This is a genomic window from Streptomyces sp. NBC_00287 (genome assembly GCF_036173105.1).
In the GTDB taxonomy this organism is placed as follows: Bacteria; Actinomycetota; Actinomycetes; order Streptomycetales; family Streptomycetaceae; genus Streptomyces.
The window spans coordinates 6,539,061-6,559,252 of record NZ_CP108053.1 but is presented as its reverse complement, the minus strand read 5'-3'; the positions used below and the strand labels follow the sequence as shown (position 1 = coordinate 6,559,252).

20 protein-coding genes and 2 riboswitches are annotated in these 20,192 nt (G+C 69.2%); of the genes, 6 read left to right on the top strand and 14 right to left on the bottom strand.

What is annotated here, in order from left to right:
• The first annotated feature begins 33 nt into the window (after positions 1–33).
• Positions 34–699, top strand: coding sequence for an N-acetylmuramoyl-L-alanine amidase (locus tag OHT76_RS30070; RefSeq protein WP_328873992.1), 666 nt, complete (start codon positions 34–36; stop codon positions 697–699).
• A gap of 13 nt (positions 700–712) precedes the next feature.
• Here the strand turns inward: OHT76_RS30070 and OHT76_RS30065 are convergent, their stop codons facing one another.
• The 3 genes from OHT76_RS30065 to OHT76_RS30055 form a co-directional block, all read right to left on the bottom strand.
• Positions 713–1,876: a cysteine desulfurase family protein gene (locus tag OHT76_RS30065; protein WP_328873991.1), complete on the bottom strand. Its 1,164-nt coding sequence runs from the start codon at positions 1,874–1,876 to the stop codon at positions 713–715.
• A 128-nt stretch (positions 1,877–2,004) separates the two neighbouring features.
• Positions 2,005–2,271, bottom strand: a complete 267-nt coding sequence (locus OHT76_RS30060; protein ID WP_328873990.1) for a DUF4190 domain-containing protein — start codon at positions 2,269–2,271, stop codon at positions 2,005–2,007.
• A 15-nt stretch (positions 2,272–2,286) separates the two neighbouring features.
• The gene (locus OHT76_RS30055) at positions 2,287–2,442 is read right to left on the bottom strand and encodes a hypothetical protein (RefSeq protein ID WP_328873989.1); all 156 of its coding nucleotides are present in this window, start codon (positions 2,440–2,442) and stop codon (positions 2,287–2,289) included.
• A gap of 134 nt (positions 2,443–2,576) precedes the next feature.
• Here OHT76_RS30055 and OHT76_RS30050 point away from each other — a divergent pair, with 134 nt between their 5' ends.
• Complete coding sequence (locus OHT76_RS30050) at positions 2,577–3,206, top strand: TetR family transcriptional regulator (protein ID WP_328873988.1); 630 nt, start codon at positions 2,577–2,579, stop codon at positions 3,204–3,206.
• 465 nt (positions 3,207–3,671) lie between these two features.
• Here OHT76_RS30050 and OHT76_RS30045 read toward each other — a convergent pair whose 3' ends face one another.
• From OHT76_RS30045 to OHT76_RS29995, 11 genes are all read right to left on the bottom strand, one after another.
• A complete protein-coding gene (locus OHT76_RS30045; RefSeq protein WP_328873987.1) occupies positions 3,672–4,646 on the bottom strand; it encodes a helix-turn-helix transcriptional regulator in 975 nt (324 codons plus the stop codon).
• A gap of 33 nt (positions 4,647–4,679) precedes the next feature.
• The gene (locus OHT76_RS30040; RefSeq protein WP_328873986.1) at positions 4,680–5,558 is read right to left on the bottom strand and encodes a thioesterase family protein; all 879 of its coding nucleotides are present in this window, start codon (positions 5,556–5,558) and stop codon (positions 4,680–4,682) included.
• 61 nt (positions 5,559–5,619) lie between these two features.
• Complete coding sequence (locus OHT76_RS30035) at positions 5,620–6,276, bottom strand: trimeric intracellular cation channel family protein (protein WP_328873985.1); 657 nt, start codon at positions 6,274–6,276, stop codon at positions 5,620–5,622.
• A 71-nt stretch (positions 6,277–6,347) separates the two neighbouring features.
• The gene (locus OHT76_RS30030) at positions 6,348–7,577 is read right to left on the bottom strand and encodes an ABC transporter ATP-binding protein (protein WP_328873984.1); all 1,230 of its coding nucleotides are present in this window, start codon (positions 7,575–7,577) and stop codon (positions 6,348–6,350) included.
• On the bottom strand, positions 7,574–8,671 hold the full coding sequence (locus tag OHT76_RS30025; RefSeq protein WP_328873983.1) for an ABC transporter ATP-binding protein: 1,098 nt from the start codon (positions 8,669–8,671) through the stop codon (positions 7,574–7,576). The genes OHT76_RS30030 and OHT76_RS30025 overlap by 4 nt, the downstream gene beginning before the upstream one ends.
• Positions 8,668–9,675 (bottom strand): ABC transporter permease, encoded by a 1,008-nt coding sequence (locus OHT76_RS30020; protein ID WP_328873982.1) that lies wholly within the window; start codon positions 9,673–9,675, stop codon positions 8,668–8,670. Before OHT76_RS30020 ends, OHT76_RS30025 begins: the two co-directional genes overlap by 4 nt.
• Positions 9,676–9,744: 69 nt before the next feature.
• Positions 9,745–11,499, bottom strand: a complete 1,755-nt coding sequence (locus OHT76_RS30015) for an ABC transporter substrate-binding protein (protein ID WP_443049853.1) — start codon at positions 11,497–11,499, stop codon at positions 9,745–9,747.
• Positions 11,500–11,557: 58 nt separating this feature from the next.
• Complete coding sequence (locus OHT76_RS30010; protein WP_328873980.1) at positions 11,558–12,553, bottom strand: ABC transporter permease; 996 nt, start codon at positions 12,551–12,553, stop codon at positions 11,558–11,560.
• A gap of 322 nt (positions 12,554–12,875) precedes the next feature.
• Positions 12,876–13,664, bottom strand: a complete 789-nt coding sequence (locus OHT76_RS30005) for an enhanced serine sensitivity protein SseB C-terminal domain-containing protein (RefSeq protein WP_328873979.1) — start codon at positions 13,662–13,664, stop codon at positions 12,876–12,878.
• Positions 13,665–13,831: 167 nt separating this feature from the next.
• Complete coding sequence (locus OHT76_RS30000) at positions 13,832–14,623, bottom strand: enhanced serine sensitivity protein SseB (RefSeq protein WP_328873978.1); 792 nt, start codon at positions 14,621–14,623, stop codon at positions 13,832–13,834.
• 67 nt (positions 14,624–14,690) lie between these two features.
• Entirely contained in the window at positions 14,691–15,365 is a 675-nt protein-coding gene (locus OHT76_RS29995; protein ID WP_328873977.1) for an AAA family ATPase, read from the bottom strand.
• Positions 15,366–15,535: 170 nt separating this feature from the next.
• Positions 15,536–15,631: riboswitch (glycine riboswitch) on the top strand.
• A riboswitch (glycine riboswitch) is annotated at positions 15,632–15,740 on the top strand.
• 37 nt (positions 15,741–15,777) lie between these two features.
• On the opposite strand from OHT76_RS29995, the gene gcvT reads away from it, so the two are divergent.
• The 4 genes from gcvT to OHT76_RS29975 all read left to right on the top strand — a co-directional run bounded on the left by gcvT (position 15,778) and on the right by OHT76_RS29975 (position 20,081).
• Entirely contained in the window at positions 15,778–16,896 is a 1,119-nt protein-coding gene (gene gcvT, locus OHT76_RS29990) for a glycine cleavage system aminomethyltransferase GcvT (RefSeq protein ID WP_328873976.1), read from the top strand.
• A 98-nt stretch (positions 16,897–16,994) separates the two neighbouring features.
• Positions 16,995–17,372 (top strand): glycine cleavage system protein GcvH, encoded by a 378-nt coding sequence (gene gcvH / locus OHT76_RS29985; protein WP_328873975.1) that lies wholly within the window; start codon positions 16,995–16,997, stop codon positions 17,370–17,372.
• Positions 17,373–17,386: 14 nt separating this feature from the next.
• A complete protein-coding gene (gene glyA / locus OHT76_RS29980; RefSeq protein ID WP_328873974.1) occupies positions 17,387–18,652 on the top strand; it encodes a serine hydroxymethyltransferase in 1,266 nt (421 codons plus the stop codon).
• Between the two features lie 61 nt (positions 18,653–18,713).
• Complete coding sequence (locus tag OHT76_RS29975; protein WP_328873973.1) at positions 18,714–20,081, top strand: L-serine ammonia-lyase; 1,368 nt, start codon at positions 18,714–18,716, stop codon at positions 20,079–20,081.
• Positions 20,082–20,192: the final 111 nt, after the last annotated feature.

Here is a 20,192-nt window from a genome sequence, read left to right as displayed (position 1 = left end):
AACCGGAGCCCACGAGTATCCGTTGACGATCACATGGGGGCGAGGAAGGCATCCAAGGACACGGACCGGCGCATCGGACGGCGGGCGCTGCTGATCGGCGGCGCGACCGCCGCGGTGGGCACCGCCGTGCTGGCGCGCGACGAGCTGGGGCGGCTGTGGTGGCGGATGCCCGGCGTGGAGAAACCGCGCAAGGAGGGTGAGGTCGACTTCGCGGGCGCGCGGTGGGTGGCGGCGTCGGACGCGAACTGGCGGCGGGCCGACCGGCCCGACGACTACGGCATCGACATGGTGATCATCCATGTCACCCAGGGCAGCTTCGACAGCGCGGTGCAGGTGTTCCAGGACCCGGAGCACGGCGCGGCCTCGCACTACATCGTCCGCAAGGACGGCCACATCGCCCAGATGATCCGCGAGCTGGACGTGGCGTATCACGCGGGCAACCGCGACTACAACGAACGCAGTGTCGGCATCGAGCACGAGGGCTTCGTGGACCGGCCCGAGGGCTTCACGGACGAGATGTACGAGGCTTCGGCGCGGCTCACGGCCCGAATATGCGCGCGCTACGACATTCCCGTCGACCGCGAGCACATCATCGGCCATGTCGAGGTGCCGGGTACGGACCACACGGATCCGGGCGAGCACTGGGACTGGGAGCGGTACATGAAGCTCGTACGGCAGGCGCGTACGGCCGTGGCGTGAGCCGTGGCCACCCCTAGCTGAGGCCTGCCGCCCGGGCCCTTTCCACCGCCGGGCCGATCGCCTTGGCGACCGCCTCGACGTCGGCCTCCGTGGAGGTGTGGCCGAGGGAGAAGCGGAGGGTGCCGCGGGCCAGGTCCGGGTCGGTGCCGGTGGCCAGCAGGACGTGGCTGGGCTGGGCGACGCCCGCGGTGCAGGCGGAGCCGGTGGAGCACTCGATGCCCTGGGCGTCGAGCAGGAGCAGCAGGGAGTCGCCCTCGCAGCCGGGGAACATGAAGTGGGCGTTGGCCGGGAGGCGGTCCACCGGGTCGCCGCCGAGGATCGCGTCCGGGACGGCCGTACGGACAGCGGCGATCAGGTCGTCGCGCAGGGCACCGATCTCCCGGGCGAACCACCCGCGCTGCTCGGCGGCCAGCCGGCCGGCGACCGCGAAGGAGGCGACGGCGGGGACGTCGAGGGTGCCGGAGCGGACCTGGCGCTCCTGGCCGCCGCCGTGCAGGACGGGGACGGGGGTGTGGTCACGGCCGAGGATCAGTGCGCCGATGCCGTACGGGCCGCCGATCTTGTGGCCGGAGACGGTCATCGCGGCGAGGCCGGATGCGGCGAAGTCCACCGGGAGCTGGCCGAAGGCCTGGACGGCGTCGGCGTGCAGGGGGATGCCGAACTCGGCGGCGGTGTCGGCGAGTTCGCGGATCGGCAGGATGGTGCCGATCTCGTTGTTCGCCCACATGACGGTGGCCAGGGCCACGTCGTCGGGGTTGCGGGTGATGGCTTCGCGCAGGGCCTCGGGGTGGACTCGGCCGTACTCGTCCACCGGGAGGTACTCGACGGTGGCTCCCTCGTGTTCGCCGAGCCAGTGGACCGCGTCGAGGACGGCGTGGTGCTCCACGGGGGAGGCCAGGACCCGGGTGCGGGCCGGGTCGGCGTCCCGGCGGGACCAGTACAGGCCCTTGACCGCGAGGTTGTCGGCCTCGGTGCCGCCGGAGGTGAAGACGACCTCGCTGGGGCGGGCGCCGAGTGCTTCCGCGAGGGTTTCACGGGACTCCTCGACGGTGCGGCGGGCCTGGCGGCCGGCTGCGTGCAGGGAGGAGGCGTTGCCGGTGACGGTCAGCTGCGCGGCGAGTGCCTCGACCGCCTCGGGAAGCATCGGGGTGGTCGCGGCGTGGTCGAGGTAAGCCATGGTGACGCCGATTCTACGGCGCGCGGTGGATGGGCCGGGATGAGGGCGCCGGGCTTGGGACGTGCCGTGGGTTCGGGCTCGCGTCGGGGTGGGTTCGCTTGCCCGCGGGCCCGCGGCTACGCGGGTACTCAGAAGCTCCAGGACACCGTGCCGTCCGCCTGCATGAAGGCGAGCAGGACCAGTAGGTCCGCTACCCCCAGGCCCAGGCCCAGGTATGCACGGCCGCGCCGGTTCGTGCCTCGCCACAGCGATACCGCTGCCAGGGCTATCGCTGTCGGGCCCAGGAAGACGTTCAGGACCAACAGGCCTACCAGGCCGAGGATGAAGGACGCCACGGCCATGCCGTCGGCGTCTCGGGGGACCGGGCGGTGGGTTGTGGGTGCGGTGAGTTGCATGGTTCGTCAGCTCCCTCAGTGGCTGCGGCGGGCGTGGCGCTCGCGCAGGGCGAAGATGGCCAGCCATGTGGCGATCACTGCGGCGGCTATGACGGTGAAGCCGAGCGGTGCGTGGGCCACGGTGCCCATGACGACGCCCAGCAGCAGGAGCGCGGCGACGAGGAACAGCATGGGATGGGATCCCCCTCCGAGATGCGTCTCGTTACATTTCGGTGAACGGTTGTAGTTACACTTGTTCACTGACTTATGAGTCTAGCGCGCCCGACGGCTTTTCAATTCCAGAGAACAGTTGTTAACTGCATGGCATGAGTCACACCCTCGGCATCCGGCAGGCCCAGAAACAGAAGACCCGACAGGCGCTCCTGGACGCCGCGTTGGGACTGCTGGAGGAGCAGAGCCTGAGCAGTCTGGGCCTGCGCGAGGTCACCCGCGCCGTCGGCGTCGCCCCCACCGCCTTCTACCGGCACTTCCGTTCCACCGCGGATCTCGGCGTCGCCCTCGTCGAGGAGGCGCTCGGCAGTCTGCACCCGATGATCCGCACCACCGTCTCCGCCGACGGCGACCCGGACGAACGCATAGCCCGCGCCGTCGAGTTGATCGCCGGCCATGTCGCCGCCCACCCGGCCCACGTCCGGTTCATCGCCCGCGAGCGGCACGGCGGGGTCCAGCCCGTCCGGGAGGCCATCCAGGACCAACTCGCCCGGTTCGGCGAGGAAGTGAAGCGTGAGCTCGCCAAGGACCCGATGTCCGAGGGCTGGAGCGACGACGATCTCCTGATGCTGGCCAACCTCTACGTCGACCAGATGCTCATGACCGCCTCGCTCTTCCTGGACACCCTGGAGGAGGGTGCCGAGGAAGAGCGGGCGCGGGTCGTCCACATCGCCAACCGACGGATGCGGCTCATCAGCATCGGCCGCCGGCACTGGTTGGACTGAGACGGCGACAGTTCTCTACGTCAGCCCTGCTGAGCCTGCTGCCCCGGGCCGCCGCCACAGCCGCCCTGGCCACCGCCTCCGCCGGGCCCGCCGCTCGGCATACCGGAGGGCGCGCCCGACGGAGCCCCCGATGGAGCCCCGGAGGGCGCACCCGAAGCAGCACCGGACGGCACACCCGAGGGCGCCCCGCTCGGCATCCCCGAAGGCGCACCCGAAGGCCCCCCGCTCGGCATCCCCGACGGCGGCTGGCAGTTCTGCTGACTGGAGTTACCGGTGTTCGAGGACGACGAGTCGCCGGAGCCGCAGGCCACCAATGCCAGGGGTGAGAGCGCCAACAGGGCCACCGCGGGGACGAGACGCGCACGCTTCATGAGAAACAGCTCCAAGAACGATGAGGGAGTCCTGAAGCAGGCACTCAACCAACGGCACTTAGGGCTTCCTTGAGGGCGTCCTGTCCGGGCCCTGTCAGTCGGGCAAAGCGCTTCTCAAGTACAGCTCCGTGACGGACGCGGCCGTGCGCGCCAGTTCCGCGCGCACCTCCGGCGGTGAGACCACCTCCACCTGGTCGCCGAACGCCAGCAGTTGGCGGGCCTCTCCGAGGAAGCCGTAGGAGAGTTGGGCCGTCAGCCACTCGCTGCCCGCCTCGGCCTGCGGGAGCGCGGTCAGCCAGGGGCCGTTGACGCGTCGGAACAGATCGACGCGGTCACGGCGGACGCGGACGGTCACGTCGATCGTGCCGGGGCGTTCCTCGACCTGGCGGCGCAGTTGCGCCCAGGCATCGGCGAGTTCGACGCCCGGGCGGCGCTTCACCGGGTCCGTCAGGATCGTCGCCGAACGCACCCGGTCGGCGCGGAACAGGCGTGGTTTCCCCCGGCTGTCGGCGACCAGGTACCAGACACCCGCCTTGGCGACGAGGCCGTAGGGATCGACGGTGTACGTCCGGGTCCGGGTCTCCCCGCCGTGGCGGTACCGCAGCTTCAGGCGTCGGTCGGTGAAGACCGCGTCCTGCAGGACATCCAGGTCCGCGGCCGGTTGTGGGCCGCCCTTCCAGCGGGTGGCGTCCACGAGGATGCGACGGGAGGTCACTTCGGCGGCCGGGCGGTGCGGCGCGGGGAGCGCGGCCATCACCTTGCGCAGGGCCGAACCGAGCGCCGTGTCCAGGCCCAGCGCGGCGTGGGCGCCCTGCGCGGCCAGGATGAACAGGGCGCGGGACTCGTCGGCGGTCAGGCCCGTGACGTCGGTACGGAAGCCTTCCAGCAGTTCTACGCCGCCGAGTCGCCCACGCTCGGTGTAGACCGGGACGCCCGAGGTGGAGAGCGCCTCGATGTCCCGGTAGATCGTGCGGACCGATACCTCCAGGCGCTCGGCGAGTTCGGTTGCCGTGACGCGGCCGCGGGTCTGCAGCAGCAGGAGGATCGAGAGGAGGCGGTCCGACTTCACGGGGTCAGGCTACGAGGGACCGACCCCGAAGGTTCAGCCGAGACGGACCCTTGCCAGCTGCCTCGACTGGGCCACCAGACGGTCGTTGCTGTCCCACACCTCCGCGTCCTCCTCCAGGAAGCCGCCCGCCAGGTTGCGGGTCGTGATCGAGACCCGCAGGGGACCCGGCGCCGGGCGGGTACGGACGTGGACCGTCAGTTCGACCGTGGGGACCCAGCCCTTGATGCCGAGTTCGAAGGCCGTCGGCGGCAGGGCGTCCACCGCCAGGAGCAGGGAGAGCGGGTCCGCGTCACGGCCGTCGGACAGGCCGAACCAGGCCCGCATCTCGCCCTTTCCGGACGGGGCGCCGAGGGCCCAGCCCAGCGTCGAGGGGTCCAGCTTGATCATCAGGCGGTCGGTGATGGCCGAGCTGCCGGGGACGGGGGCGGGGCCACCCGACGGTAGTCGGATATCAGATGCAGTCTCGGGGCCGAAGCACTGGTCCATCGGCGGGATCGCGGGCGGCTTCGCTGTCGTACGGACGTCGTCCGGGAGCGTGTCGAGGTCGCCGTAGGAGGCGAGGACGCGGATGCGTTCGACCTCCCGGCCCTGCTCGTCGTACTGGAAGAGCGAGGCCTGGCCGGTCGACAGACTGCGGCCGGTGCGGACCACCGAGGTGCGGACGACCGCCGGGCCGGGCTGGGACGCGGTCAGGTAGTGCGCCGAGATCGTGAAGGGGTCGGCGTGCGGCAGGGCGTCGGAGAGCGCACGGCCGAGGACGGCCAGCAGATAGCCGCCGTTGACGGCGTTGATGATGGTCCAGCCGGCGGAGAGGTCGATGTCGTAGACCCCGGGCTCGCGCCGGGTGAGCGCGGTGTCGCGGTCGAACTCGCTGTCGCCGATCGTGGCCTGCGTGGACGCTGCTTCTGGCATGAGTGAACGGTACAACAGGTAACTACTAAGCGGTAGCTTTCCCCCCATCCACGGCCGCCCCTCACTCCTCCCGGACGGTCGAGCGACGGTTCCAAGCCCGTGGCGCTCGCCAGTGGTACCGCATCGCCAGCAGCCGCAGTACGAAGGCCGTCGCCGCCGCGAACCCGCTGGTGACGGAGTTCAGGGTGTCGAAACGGATGCACAGGACGACCATCGCGGCGCCGACGATCGCCGGGACCGCGTAGAGGTCACGGTCCCAGCGCAGCAGCGAGGGCACCTCGTTGGCGAGCACATCGCGCAGCACACCGCCACCGACGGCGGTGGCCAGGCCCAGGGCGGCGGAGGCGGTGAGGCCGAGGCCGTGGTCGTACGCCTTCGTCGTGCCGGTGACGCAGAACAGGCCGAGGCCGGCCGCGTCGAAGACGTTCACGCCGGTCTGGATGCGCTCCACATGCGGGTGCAGGAAGACGACCAGGAGCGCGGCGAGCAGCGGAGTCAGGAAGTACCCCAGGTCCGTGAAGGCTGCGGGCGGTACGGCGCCGATGATCAGGTCCCGGAACAGCCCACCGCCCAGTGCGGTCACCTCGGCGAGGACGGCGATGCCGAAGACGTCGAAGTTCTTGCGTACCGCCAGCAGGGCGCCGGAGATCGCGAAGACGAAGATGCCGATCAAGTCGAGCGTGTGCTGGACGGACGGGGTGAAGAGTTGCTGGAACACCCTGCCATTCTCACCCAATGCCGAGCCCCCGCCTTTCAATGCAAGGCGGGGGCTGGGTCGGACTTGGGGTACTAGTCCTGCTTATCGGTGGCTTCCTGCTTGTCGGCGCCGTCCTCCTCAGTGGAAGCCGCCGTGGCCTCCACCTCCGCCGCCACCGCCGCCGAAGTCTCCGCCGACTCCGCCAGCACCTCGTCGGACACCAGCTCCGCCGCCTGCTTCGCGGCGGTCAGCAGCACGGTGTCCTGCGGGGCCTGGTCCTCGAAGTTCTCCGGGTGGTGGCAGGCGACCTGCTGACCGCGGCGCAGCTCCAGCAGCGGCGGTTCGGTCGTCTTGCAGATCTCCGTCGCCTTCCAGCACCGCGTGTGGAAACGGCAGCCGCTCGGCGGCGCGATGGGCGAGGGCACATCGCCGCGCAGCAGGATGCGGTCGCTCTTGGTGCCCCGGCGCTTGGGGTCCGGCACCGGCACCGCCGACATCAGCGCCTTGGTGTACGGGTGCATGGGAGCCTCGTACAGCGAGGTGCGGTCGGCGAGTTCGACAATCTTGCCGAGGTACATCACCGCGATGCGGTCCGAGACATGGCGTACGACGGACAGGTCGTGCGCGATGATCACGTACGTGAGGCCGAGCTCCTTCTGGAGGTCGTCCATCAGGTTCACGACCTGCGCCTGGATCGACACATCGAGGGCGGAGACCGGCTCGTCCGCCACCACCAGCTTCGGCTTCAGCGCCAGCGCCCGCGCGATGCCGATGCGCTGGCGCTGACCGCCGGAGAACTCGTGCGGGTAGCGGTTGTAGTGCTCGGGGCTCAGGCCGACCAGCTCCAGCAGGCGCTGGACCTCCTTCTTCACCCCGCCCTCGGGCTCCACGCCCTGGAGCCGGAAGGGCGCCGAGACGATCGAGCCGATGGTGTGGCGGGGGTTCAGGGAGCCGTACGGGTCCTGGAAGATCATCTGGATGTCCCGCCGCAGCGGGCGCATCCCGGCTGTGTTCAGCCGGGTGATGTCCTTGCCCTCGAAGTGGATCGAGCCGCCCGTCGGGTCCTGGAGCCGGGTGATGACCCGCCCCATCGTCGACTTGCCGCAGCCCGACTCGCCGACCACGCCGAGGGTTTCGCCCTTGCGCACCTCGAAGTCGATGCCGTCGACGGCCTTGACCGCGCCGACCTGGCGCTGGAGCACGCCCTTGCGGATCGGGAAGTGCTTCTGCAGGCCCTCGACCTTCAGCAGCACCTCGCGCTCTTCCGCGGGAGCCGACGCCTGTGCCGGGACGGTCACGTCCGTTTTCTTGGTCTCACTCACAGCTTCGGCGCAATCTCTTCGGTCCAGATCCGCGTACGGTCCTCGGGCGAGAGGTGGCAGGCGGAGAAGTGTCCGGTGCCGACCTGCGCCAGTTCGGGGCGCACGGTGCGGGTGACATCGCCCTTGGGGACGTCCGCGTACGGGCAGCGGGGGTGGAAGGCGCAGCCCGAGGGGACGTTGATGAGGCTCGGCGGCTGGCCCTTGACGGGGATGAGCCGCTCGGAGGTCTCGCGGTCGATGCGGGGCATCGAGCCGAGCAGACCCCAGGTGTACGGGTGCTGCGGCCGCTCGAAGATGTCGTCGACCGGGCCGCGCTCCACGCACCGGCCGCCGTACATCACCAGGACGTCGTCGGCGATCTCGGCGACCACACCGAGGTCGTGGGTGATCAGGACGACCGCGGAGCCGAACTCCTTCTGGAGATCCCGGATCAGGTCGAGGATCTGCGCCTGGACGGTGACGTCCAGGGCGGTCGTCGGCTCGTCCGCGATGAGCAGCTCGGGGTTGTTCACCAGCGCCATGGCGATCATCGCGCGCTGGCGCATACCGCCGGAGAACTCGTGCGGGTAGCCGTCGACGCGCTTGGCGGGCTCGGGGATGCCGACCCGGTCGAGCATCTCGATGGCCCGGTTGCGCGCGACCTTCTTGCTGACGTCGTGGTGGACGCGGTACGCCTCCACGATCTGGTTGCCGATCGTGTAGTACGGGTGCATCGCGGACAGCGGGTCCTGGAAGATCATCGCCATCTCGCGGCCACGCAGCCGGCGCACCTCGTCCGGGTCGGCGGAGACCAGTTCCTTGCCGTCCAGCCAGATCTCGCCGGACATCTGGACGTTCTTGCCGCGTGCGCCGAGGCGGTGCAGACCCATGATCGCCAGCGAGGTGACGGACTTGCCCGAGCCGGACTCGCCGACGATGGAGAGGGTCTTGCCCTTCTCCAGCTTGAAGCTGAGCCCGTCGACGGACTTGACCAGGCCGTCGTCGGTCGGGAAGTGCACCTTGAGGTCGCGGACTTCGAGAAAGGCGGTGGGCGCGTCGGAGGGGGCCTTCACGGGCTCCCCCACTGCGGCACCGGTCTTGGAGAGTTCGGTCACGAGAGCCTCACCCGCGGGTCGGCGGCGGCGTACAACAGGTCCACCAGGAAGTTTGCGATCACGACGAAGAAGGCGGCGAGCAGGGTGACGCCGAGGATCGGGGGCAGGTCGTTGTCCCGGATGGACTGCACCGCGTACTCACCGATGCCGTGCAGGGAGAAGACCGTCTCGGTGATCACCGCACCGCCGAGCAGCAGTCCGAGGTCCATGCCGAAGACGGTGATGATCGGGGTCAGCGCCGCCCGCAGCCCGTGCTTGACCACGACCTTCCGCTCGCGCAGACCCTTGGCGCGCGCCGTGCGGATGAAGTCCTCGTTCATCGTCTCCAGCATGCCGGAGCGGGTCAGCCGGGCGTAGATGGCCGAGTAGAGCAGGGCGAGTGAACACCACGCCGGGAAGAGCGTGTTGGCCCACTGCGAGGGGTTCTCGGTGAAGGGGACGTACTCGCGGCCGAAGATCGGCCACTGGAAGGTGAAGAGGAACAGCGCGAGCTGGCCCGTGAAGAACATGGGCAGCGAGACACCGGCGAGGGCGATGCCCATGAACGTCCGGTCGGCGAACGACCGCGGCTTGAGCGCGGAGATCACACCGGCCGTGACACCGCCGAGCAGCCACATGACGGCGGCACCGGCGGCCAGGGACAAGGTCACCGGCAGACGGTCGGTGAGCTGCGGCCAGACCTCGACGTGGGTCTTGAAGGAGTAGCCGAAGCAGGGCGCGTTGCACTGCGCGGTGGTGGGGCCCAGGTCATAGGTCGCGCCGGAGACGATCCCCTTGATGAAGTCCCAGTACTGGACGTACACGGGCTGGTCGAGACCGAGGTTCTGCTTGACCGCTTCGATGTCGGCCTTCGTGGGGCTCTTCCCGATGTACTGCTGAGCCAGCTGGTCGGCCGTCTGGCCGGCGAGCCGCGGCAGCAAAAAGAAGATCGCGAAGGTGACCGCGGTGACGACCAGCAGCAGGATCACCGCTGCGATCATCCGGCGGAGGATATACGAGATCACGGGGATCGGCGCTGGTGCCCGCGGGCCGCGAAGCCCGCGGGCACCAATGCCTTCACCTGCCTTCCGGGGCTACTTCTTGGTCGTGCCGATGTTGAGGTAGTCGTACTGACCGCTGAAGGCCGCCGTCGAGACCAGGTTGGTGAAGTTGGCGGGGCGGTACAGCAGGACCTTGAAGTAGGTCAGCGGAACGAGGGCCGCCTCCTCCATCGTCTTCTTGTCGATCTCGGCGTACAGGCTGTTGCGCTCGCTCTCGTCCTCGCTCGCGATCGCCTTCTCCAGCATCGAGTCGACATCCGCGTTGTCGAACTGCGACAGGTTGGTGTTGCCGGACTCACCGATCGCGTCACTGTGCAGGATCTGCTGCAGGAAGCCGTAGCCGGACGGCCAGTCAGCACCCCACTGCATCATGTGCAGACCGATGTTCTGCTTCTTGTTGAACTGCGGCACACCCGCGGCGTCGGTGAAGTACTTGCCCGACGGGAACTGCTTCAGGCTGGCGTCGATGCCGACCTTCTTCAGCGAGTCGATGATCGCGGTGGCCGAGTCGATCTCCGCCGGACGGTCGCTGCGCGCCGAGATGTTGGTCTTGATCGACGTCTTGCCGCAGGCCTTCAGCTGCTCCTTGGCCTTGGCGACGTCACCCTTGTTGTCCGGCGTGGCGTACAGGTCGGTCTTCTCGTAGCCCGGGATGTCCGGCGGCAGGACCGTGGTGGCGATGTCACCGCGGATCGGGCCGCCGAGCGCGGTCTGCACGGAAACCTTGTCGACCGCGTACTCCACGGCCTTGCGGCACTCGACCTTGTCGAACGGCGCGAGCTTGGTGTTGATCGCCATGTAGACCAGACGGCCACCGAAGGTGTTGTCGGTGCTGGCCTTCAGGTCCGAGGAGTTGACGACCTTCGCCTGGGTCGCGGCCTGGACACCCGTACCACCGAGGTCGATCGCCTTGCCGGCCATGACGTCCTGGTCGATGGTCTCGGCGTTGACCTTCAGCTTGACGACGATCTTGTCCGGGTACTGCTTGCGCAGCGGGTCGGTCGCGGCGTCCCAGTTCTCGTTGCGGACGAGGACGACCTGCTTGCCCTCCTCGTAGCTCTCGAACTTGTAGGAGCCCGAGGACACGATGTCCTTGACGTAGTCGACGCCGGTGTCCTTCGCCTTCGGTACCGGGGCCGTCTGCGGGGTGGCGACCAGGTAGTCGAACTCCTGGAAGGCACGGTTGAGCTTGAAGACGATCGTGGTGTCGTCCGGCGTCTCGATGGACGCGATGCCCTTGTCGCTCTTGTCCTTGTACGGGCCCTTGTACTTGTCGCCGCCCTCGAGGAACTGCTGGAAGTAGCTCGGGCCGAGGGAGAGCACGTCACGCGCGAAGTTGGAACGCTCGACGGCGTACTTGACGTCCTTGGACGTGATCGCCGTGCCGTCCTCGTACTTGAGGCCCTCACGGAGCTTGTACGTCCAGGTCTTGCCGCCGTCGCTGGGCTCACCCGGGGCCGACGCGAGGTCCGGGACCAGCTCGTTGCCGGCCTCACCGGCCGCGGGCTTGAACGTCATCAGCGGGCGGGCGTACAGCCGGCTGAGGTTGTACATGTACGCGTAGTACGTGTTGCCCGGGTCGAAGGAGTCCGGCACGTCCGAGTACTCGTACGTGACCGTGCCCCCCTTCGCGTCGGAGGCGTTGACGACACCCTTGGTCGCGGCGTTGGCGCCGGCCGACTTGTTGTTGCCGTCGCCATTGTCGTTGTCGTCGGCCTTGCTGCAACCCGAAAGCACCAGGCTCACAGTGCCGATAGCCGCGATGGCGGCCAGCGCTGACCTTCGCATGATGGTCTGCTTCCCCTCCATAGTTGGAAACTTGATGGGCTCTCGACGCGGCCGCATGTCAGCGGCTGCGCGGGTCGAGAGCGTCACGGAGTCCGTCGCCGAGCAGGTTGAACGCCAGGACGGTGACGAAGATGGCGAGGCCAGGCACGATCATGAACTGCGGGTCGACCTCGTAGAAGTCGACCGCCTGGTTGAGCATGCCGCCCCACGACGCCTGCGGGGGCTGGATGCCGACACCGAGGAAGCTCAGGCTGGCCTCGAAGAGAATGTTCGTCGGGATGAGCAGCGTCGAGTAGACGATGATCGGGCCGACCAGGTTCGGGAGGAGCTCCCGGAAGAGGATGTACGGACCCTTGGCGCCCATGCCCCGGGAGGCGTCGACGAACTCGCGCTCCCTCAGGGCCAGGGTCTGGCCGCGGACGATTCGGCCCAGATACGGCCAGTTGAAGAAGCCGATGATGAAGATCAGCACGGTGATGTGCAGCGGCAGCCCTTCCAGGCCGAACGCACCGCCCTGGAGCGTCGCCGAGATGGCGATGGCGAACAGCAGCAGCGGGAAGGCGAGGAAGGTGTCCATCAGACGGCTGATGATCGCGTCCGTGCGACCGCCGTAGTAACCGGCGATCACGCCGAGGACCGTGCCGATGGTGTTGGACAGGATGGTCGCCCCGAACGCGACGACCAGGGACACCCAGGAGCCCTCCAGGATGCGGGTGGCGATGTCCCGACCGAACTTGGGCTCGACGCCCAGCGGGTGGTCCATGCTCATCCCGCCGAAGTCCCCGGTGGGCAGCGAGGTGTTGGGGTCGATCAGATCCTGGTTGAAGGCGTTGGGGTCGAGGCCGAAGAGGGCCTGGATGGGACGGGCCAGCAGGGCGAGCAGCACCAGCAGGATGACGACGACGCCACCGGCGACGGCGACCTTGTCCTTCTTGAACCGGGACCAGGCGATCTGCCCGAGCGAACGGCCTTCGATCTGCCCCTTCTCGGCGCCGCTGAGCACAGCCTCCGGCTGTGCGTCGGCTGCCCCGGTGGTCTCGATCGGTGCGGTCACAGTGACCCGACCCCTCTCGCCGGTGGTGACCGGCCTACGCCTGCCGTGGATTACGGCTTTGTCGACTTGCGCTCGATCACAGGATCGACCGACCCCGTGTCTGACTGGGGAGTCTTCAGCGTCGTCACGATCACCCGCCAGGCCTGGCGGCGAAAGTATGCGCAACCGTGATGATGCACTGGGGATTCCGTTATCCGAACAGCGGATAACGATCGCCGGACGAGGGGGAGTTAGGACATATCGGTCGTTGACCGACCTTCGGCGTCATCTACGCGCGCAGAAATGTGTCGGCCACGTGAATGGCTGACGGCGCGTCACCAGGTCAGTAGCCGCCGTGTACCGGTGGGTAGCCGTATCCGGCGGCCGGCGCCTGCGCGGCGTGGGCCTCACGGTCGTAGAACGGACGGGCGCTCGCCCGCATCCACATCGCGACCGGGTCGTACTCGTCGGACATCGCCACCGTCGACACCGGCAGCCCGTCCGGGACCGCGCCGATGGACTGCTGCATCATCGCGCGCACCGAGTCCACGGCGGGCGGGCTGGTGTCGTACACATCCAGACCGATGGCGAGGTACGGCGCCCCGAGCGCCGGCTGCACCCAGGCGCGGCGCAGGGCGCGGACGGCCGGGGTGCGGTGGGCGTTCTGGGCGAGCAGGGCATAGAAGTGCGGGATCTCGATGCCGGGTTCCGACAGGCGGAGGGGACCGGCGGGCTGGCGGTCCAGGCCGGTGGCGATGCGGCGCAGGTCGAGCCAGGGGATGCCGACGCCGCCGCCGGGGGCGTGCGGGTTGAGCCAGAGGCCGAAGTGGTCCGGGTACAGGGTGCGGGCCACGTCGACTCCGTCGACTACTTCGTAACTGCGGTTCCAGCCGCTGGCCGACAGCTCCTGGGCGGAGGTGACGCAGGGGGCGTAGCCGTAGCTGTCGACCTCCATGTTCCCGTACTGGGCGTCCGGGGAGCCGGCTTGGCCGTGCCACAGCAGCATCCAGATCTGGCCGGAGTTCGGGGTCGCGAGCGCGCGCAGGAGCGCCTCGTAGGCGTCGTAGCGCCCGGGCGTGACCTGGCGCAGCATGTGCTCGACCTGCCCGGCCGCGATGCCGCTGGCGCTCACCTGTACCGCCCCTTCAACCTTTGTCCGACCGAGCCGTGACCCTAGCTTAAGGCCGCCTATCAGCTCGGGACTTGCTGCCGTCGCGCGGGTGCGGCTGCGTCGTGGTTTCTCGCGCCCCGCGGCGGAGCCGCACATCGACACAGCCCCGCGCCCCTTACGTCTCTCCACTAACCCTGCGTGTAGAAGGGCCGTACCTTTTCGCGCATCCACATCGCCACCGGGTCCTGGGCTGCCATGTCCAGGAGGATCAGGTTGACTTGCCAGTTCGTGGGGACTCTGCCCAGGGCTCGGCCCAGGGCGTCCATCGGAGCCGTGCGCAGGTCGCCCTCCCAGTTGGAGAGTTCCACTCCTACGAACATCACCGGCGCCGCCGTTTCGATGGCTGCCAGGCAGCGGCGGGCTGTGGTGACCACGCCCGTTGCCGCGAACTCTGCCGAGGCCGCGGAGAGGAAGTCGACCGGGTCGTCCTGCCAGTCCGGTTCGTAGAGCTTGACCCGGCCGCCGCTCGCGGGGCCGTCCAGGGGGGTGCGGCCCGCGCGGCAGAGTTCGGCAACCGCCGGCGGCGGGAGGGGGATGCCCACCACGCCGTCGGGGTTGATCGCCATGCCCACCTGCGGGGGCAGGCCGCGGGCGAATTCCACCGCCGGGGCGATCGTGTACGACATGTGCGAGCCGACGACCTGGCGGAACTGTTCCTCGGAGCTGAAGACCGGGACGTAGGCCTGGCCCTCGATCTCCAGCGTGGGCAGGTCCAGCGGGCCGCTGTGCGGGCCGCCGCCGGCGGGCAGCGGGACCCAGACGTAGCTGCGGCCGAGGACCTCGATGATCCGGCCGCCCGCCGTGGGCACGCCGAGGGAGGCGGAGAGCACCTCCTCCAGCTCGTTGCCGGGCCATCCGCCGTGCGGATGGGGGTGTGCCTGCGCCGGAAAGTCCGCGGGGAGATCCGCCGGGAAGTCCATCTGTCTGACCGCCTGCCGTGAACCACTGATGTGGCTGAAAAGGCTAGCGCCTGTGGAGGACCGGGGCTCAGCCCGTGAAGCCGATCCGGCGCAGCACGCCCGCCGCGGGCCGGTCGATCAGCACCGCAGAACCGCAGCCCTGCGGCAGCTCGCCCTGCTCCACCGCGCGCAGCAGCCGGCCCGCCGCCGAGCGGTGCCGCAGGAAGGCGTACCGCGAGACACCGCGACCGCGCTCGCGCTGACCCTCCAGCGCCTGGTCCGGTGTGACGTCGAGGAGCAGCAGATGCAGGGTGCCGCCCCGGCGCCGCGCCTCGCGGGCCAGCCAGCCGCGCACCCAGGCCTGCGTACCGCAGTCGTGCACGACGACACCCTCGCCGGAGCGCAGGGCGCGCCACAGCCCGGCGTAGTGGGCGAGCCGGACGAGGGGACGGTAGACCGCGTACGGCAAATAGCCCGGCATCCGGGCGTCCCAGCGGTCGCGGGTGTCCTGGGAGTCGATGCGCCGGCCCTTCACCGCGCGGCGCATCAGCGTGGACTTGCCGCTGCCGGGCAGGCCGGTGATCACGACGAGGTCCTTGGGGCCGAAGAGCAGGGCATGCGGACTGCGGCCGTCCCGCTCCCGCAGGTCTCGGACGACGGGTGCGGGGATCGTGCCGCAGGCTTCGAGGGCCGGGGCCACGGGCTGCTTGGGCAGCGCGAGACCCGACGTGGTCGCGTACGCCGTGGTCCTGTTCACCGTCATCGTCCTCCTCCAGGGTCGGGAGCTCCCCTCCCCACTGAGCGTAAAGAGAAGGTAATGGCCGATCTCTCGCGTTTTCGTGCGCGTACCGCCACAAGCCGGTTACAGATGCGGCCTGCCCACGGACGCCCCCGCCATGCAATGATGGCCGCGCCAACTGCATACCGGCCGTTTGAATCCGCGCGGGAGAGTCCCCAGCTTTCAGCTGGGGCGCCGAAGGAGCAAGTCCCTCCCTTGAATCTCTCAGGCCCCGTTACCGCGCGGGCGAGGCACATCTGAAAAGCGGACCGCCGTTTCCGGTGGTCCCACCCAAGGTGCAAGTCATGCCCCGGCGCGGTCATGACGAACCTCTCAGGTTCCGATGACAGATGGGGAGGAACGACCTCGCCGTCATGCCTTGGGAGACGACCGTCCGATGAGCAGTACCGAACCCCGCCGTACCGCCCTCGATGCCCTGCATCGCTCGCTGGGCGCGACGATGACCGACTTCGCCGGCTGGGACATGCCGCTGCGTTACGGCTCCGAGCGCGACGAGCACAACGCCGTGCGCACCCAGGCCGGCCTGTTCGATCTCTCCCACATGGGCGAGATCACCGTCACGGGCCCGCAGGCCGCCGCGCTTCTCGACTACGCCCTCGTCGGGAACATCGGGGGCGTGAAGACCGGCCGCGCCCGCTACACCATGATCTGCCGCGCCGACGGCGGCATCCTGGACGACCTGATCGTCTACCGGCTCGCGGAGACCGAGTACATGGTCGTCGCCAACGCCTCCAACGCCCAGGTGGTGCTGGACGCACTGATGGATCGTTCCGCCGGTTTCGACGCCGAGGTCCGCGACGACCGGGACGCCTACGCGCTGATCGCCGTCCAGGGCCCCGAGTCCCCGGGCATCCTGGGCTCGCTCACCGACGCCGACCTCGACGGTCTGAAGTACTACGCCGGGCTGCCCGGCACCGTCGCGGGCGTCCCCGCGCTGATCGCGCGCACCGGGTACACCGGCGAGGACGGCTTCGAGCTGTTCGTGAAGCCCGAGGACGCGGTCGAACTGTGGCAGGCGCTGACCAAGGCGGGTTCTTCGGTGGGCTTGATCCCCTGCGGCCTGTCCTGCCGGGACACCTTGCGCCTGGAAGCGGGCATGCCGCTGTACGGCCACGAGCTCACGACCGACCTGACCCCCTTCGACGCCGGGCTCGGCCGCGTGGTCAAGTTCGAGAAGGAGGGCGACTTCGTCGGGCGCGAGGCGCTCACCGAGGCTGCCTCCCGCGCCTCGGAGAACCCGCCCCGCGTCCTGGTCGGCCTGATCGCCGAGGGCCGCCGGGTCCCGCGCGCCGGGTACCCGGTCGTCGCGGGCGGCGAGGTCATCGGCGAGGTCACCTCCGGCGCCCCCTCCCCCACGCTGGGCAAGCCGATCGCCATGGCCTACGTCGACGCCGCGCACTCGGCGCCGGGCACGGCCGGGGTCGGCGTGGACATCCGGGGCAGCCACGAGCCGTACGAGGTCGTGGCGCTGCCCTTCTACAAGCGCCAGAAGTAGTAGCCGTAGGTGATGCTGAGCACATCACCGCTGCTCACGCACGCCTTCAGCAGTCCCCCATTCATCAGCACTCCCCCGCGTACAGGAGAATTCAGGCCATGAGCAACCCCCAGCAGCTGCGCTACAGCAAGGAGCACGAGTGGCTGTCGGTCGCCGAGGACGGCGTCTCGACGGTCGGCATCACGGAGTTCGCGGCCAACGCGCTCGGTGACGTCGTCTACGCCCAGCTCCCCGAGGTCGGTTCCACCGTCGAAGCGGGCGAGTCCTGCGGCGAGCTGGAGTCCACCAAGTCGGTCTCCGACCTGTACTCCCCGGTCAACGGCGAGGTCGCCGAGATCAACGAGGACGTCGTCAACGACCCGTCGCTGGTGAACTCCGCCCCCTTCGAGGGCGGCTGGCTGTTCAAGGTACGCATCGCGGAGGAGCCGGCCGACCTGCTCTCCGCCGACGAGTACACCGCCTTTTCCGCCGGCTGAGGAGTCGTAGACGCATGTCCGTCCTGAACACGCCCTTGCACGAGCTCGACCCGGAGGTCGCCGCCGCGGTCGACGCCGAGCTGCACCGCCAGCAGTCCACCCTGGAAATGATCGCCTCGGAGAACTTCGCTCCGGTCGCCGTCATGGAGGCCCAGGGCACCGTCCTCACCAACAAGTACGCCGAGGGCTACCCCGGCCGCCGCTACTACGGCGGCTGCGAGCACGTCGACGTGACCGAGCAGATCGCGATCGACCGGGTCAAGGACCTGTTCGGCGCCGAGTACGCCAACGTCCAGCCGCACTCCGGTGCCTCCGCCAACCAGGCCGCGCTGTTCGCGCTGGCCCAGCCCGGTGACACCATCCTCGGTCTGGACCTGGCCCACGGCGGCCATCTGACCCACGGGATGCGGCTGAACTTCTCCGGCAAGCAGTTCAACGTGGTCGCGTATCACGTGGACGATGCCGGTCTCGTCGACATGGCCGAGGTCGAGCGGCTCGCCAAGGAGCACCGCCCGAAGGTGATCATCGCCGGCTGGTCGGCGTACCCGCGGCAGCTGGACTTCGCGGAGTTCCGCCGGATCGCCGACGAGGTCGAGGCGTATCTGTGGGTCGACATGGCGCACTTCGCCGGTCTGGTTGCGGCGGGGCTGCACGAGAACCCGGTGCCGTACGCCGATGTCGTCACCTCCACCACGCACAAGACCCTGGGCGGTCCGCGCGGTGGCATCATCCTCGCTCGGGGCAAGGAGTTCGCGAAGAAGCTGAACTCCGCCGTCTTCCCGGGCTTCCAGGGCGGTCCCCTGGAGCATGTGATCGCGGCCAAGGCGGTCTCCTTCAAGGTCGCCGCCTCGGAGGAGTTCAAGGAGCGCCAGCGGCGTACGGTGGAGGGCGCGCGCATCCTCGCCGAGCGGCTCACGGCGGCCGACGCCCGCGAAGCCGGGGTCAACGTCCTGTCCGGCGGCACCGACGTCCACCTGCTGCTGGTGGACCTGCGCGAGTCCGAACTGGACGGCCAGCAGGCCGAGGACCGTCTCCACGAGGTCGGTATCACGGTCAACCGCAACGCCGTCCCGAACGACCCGCGTCCGCCGATGGTGACGTCCGGTCTCCGGATCGGCACGCCCGCCCTGGCCACCCGCGGCTTCACGGCCGAGGACTTCGCCGAGGTCGCGGACGTGATCGCACAGGCGCTGAAGCCGTCGTACGACGTGGAGGCGCTGAAGGCCCGGGTCACGGCGCTTGCCGACAAGCACCCGCTGTATCCCGGTTTGAGCAAGTAGTAGTTCCCTGGTGGGGGGCGCCCGACGAAGTGCGCCCCCTGCCCTCTCTTGAGGAGTTCCCGTGGCCATCTCGGTCTTCGACCTGTTCTCGATCGGCATCGGCCCGTCGAGCTCCCACACGGTCGGCCCGATGCGTGCGGCCGGCCTGTTCGCACGGCGCCTGCGCAACGAAGGGCTGCTGGAGTCCGTCGCCTCGGTCCGCTGCGAGCTGTACGGCTCCCTGGGCGCGACCGGACACGGCCACGGCACCCCGAAGGCCGTACTGCTCGGCCTGGAGGGCGAGTCTCCCCGGACAGTGGACGTGGAGACGGCGGACGACCGGGTCTCGGCGATCAGGTCCGGGGGCCGTCTGTCGCTCCTGGGCGATCACGAGATCCCCTTCTCCTTCGACGACGACCTGATCCTGCACCGGCGCAAGGCGCTGCCGTACCACGCGAACGGCATGACGATATGGGCGTTCGACGCCTCGGGCGCGGAGCTCCTGTCGAAGACGTACTACTCGGTCGGCGGCGGCTTCGTCGTGGACGAGGACGCGGTGGGCGCGGACCGCATCAAGCTCGACGACACGGTGCTGAAGTACCCCTTCCGCACCGGCGACGAGCTGCTGCGCCTGACCAAGGAGACGGGCCTTTCGATCTCGTCCCTGATGCTGGAGAACGAGCGGGCCTGGCGCACGGAGGAGGAGATCCGCACCGGCCTGCTGGAGATCTGGCGGGTGATGCAGGCGTGCGTGTCGCGCGGTATGTCGCGCGAGGGCATCCTGCCGGGCGGGCTGCGGGTGCGGCGTAGGGCCTCGGTGACCGCACGCCAACTGCGGGCGGAGGGCGACCCGTTGGCGCACGCGATGGAGTGGATCACGCTCTACGCGATGGCGGTGAACGAGGAGAACGCGGCGGGCGGCCGAGTGGTGACGGCGCCGACGAACGGCGCGGCGGGCATCATCCCCGCAGTCCTGCACTACTACATCAACTTCGTGCCGGGCGCGGACGAGGACGGCGTGGTGCGCTTCCTGCTCGCCGCCGGCGCGATCGGCATGCTCTTCAAGGAGAACGCGTCCATCTCCGGTGCCGAGGTCGGCTGCCAGGGCGAGGTGGGCTCGGCGTGCTCGATGGCGGCGGGCGCGCTGGCCGAGGTGCTGGGCGGTTCGCCGGAACAGGTGGAGAACGCGGCCGAGATCGGCATGGAGCACAACCTCGGCCTGACCTGCGACCCGGTCGGCGGCCTGGTCCAGATCCCGTGCATCGAGCGCAACGGCATGGCCGCGGTGAAGGCGGTCACGGCGGCGAAGATGGCGATGCGGGGCGACGGCTCGCACAAGGTGTCCCTGGACAAGGTCATCAAGACGATGAAGGACACGGGCGCCGACATGAGCGTGAAGTACAAGGAGACGGCGCGGGGCGGGCTGGCGGTGAACATCATCGAGTGCTGAGGGTGCAGAACAAGCCAACTGGGCCCGTGGCGCGCAGGGCCGTGGGATGCGGAGACTGCACAGGCGGCTCGAATGAGACTGGCCGAAACTGCCTGCACCAGGGTCGTGAGG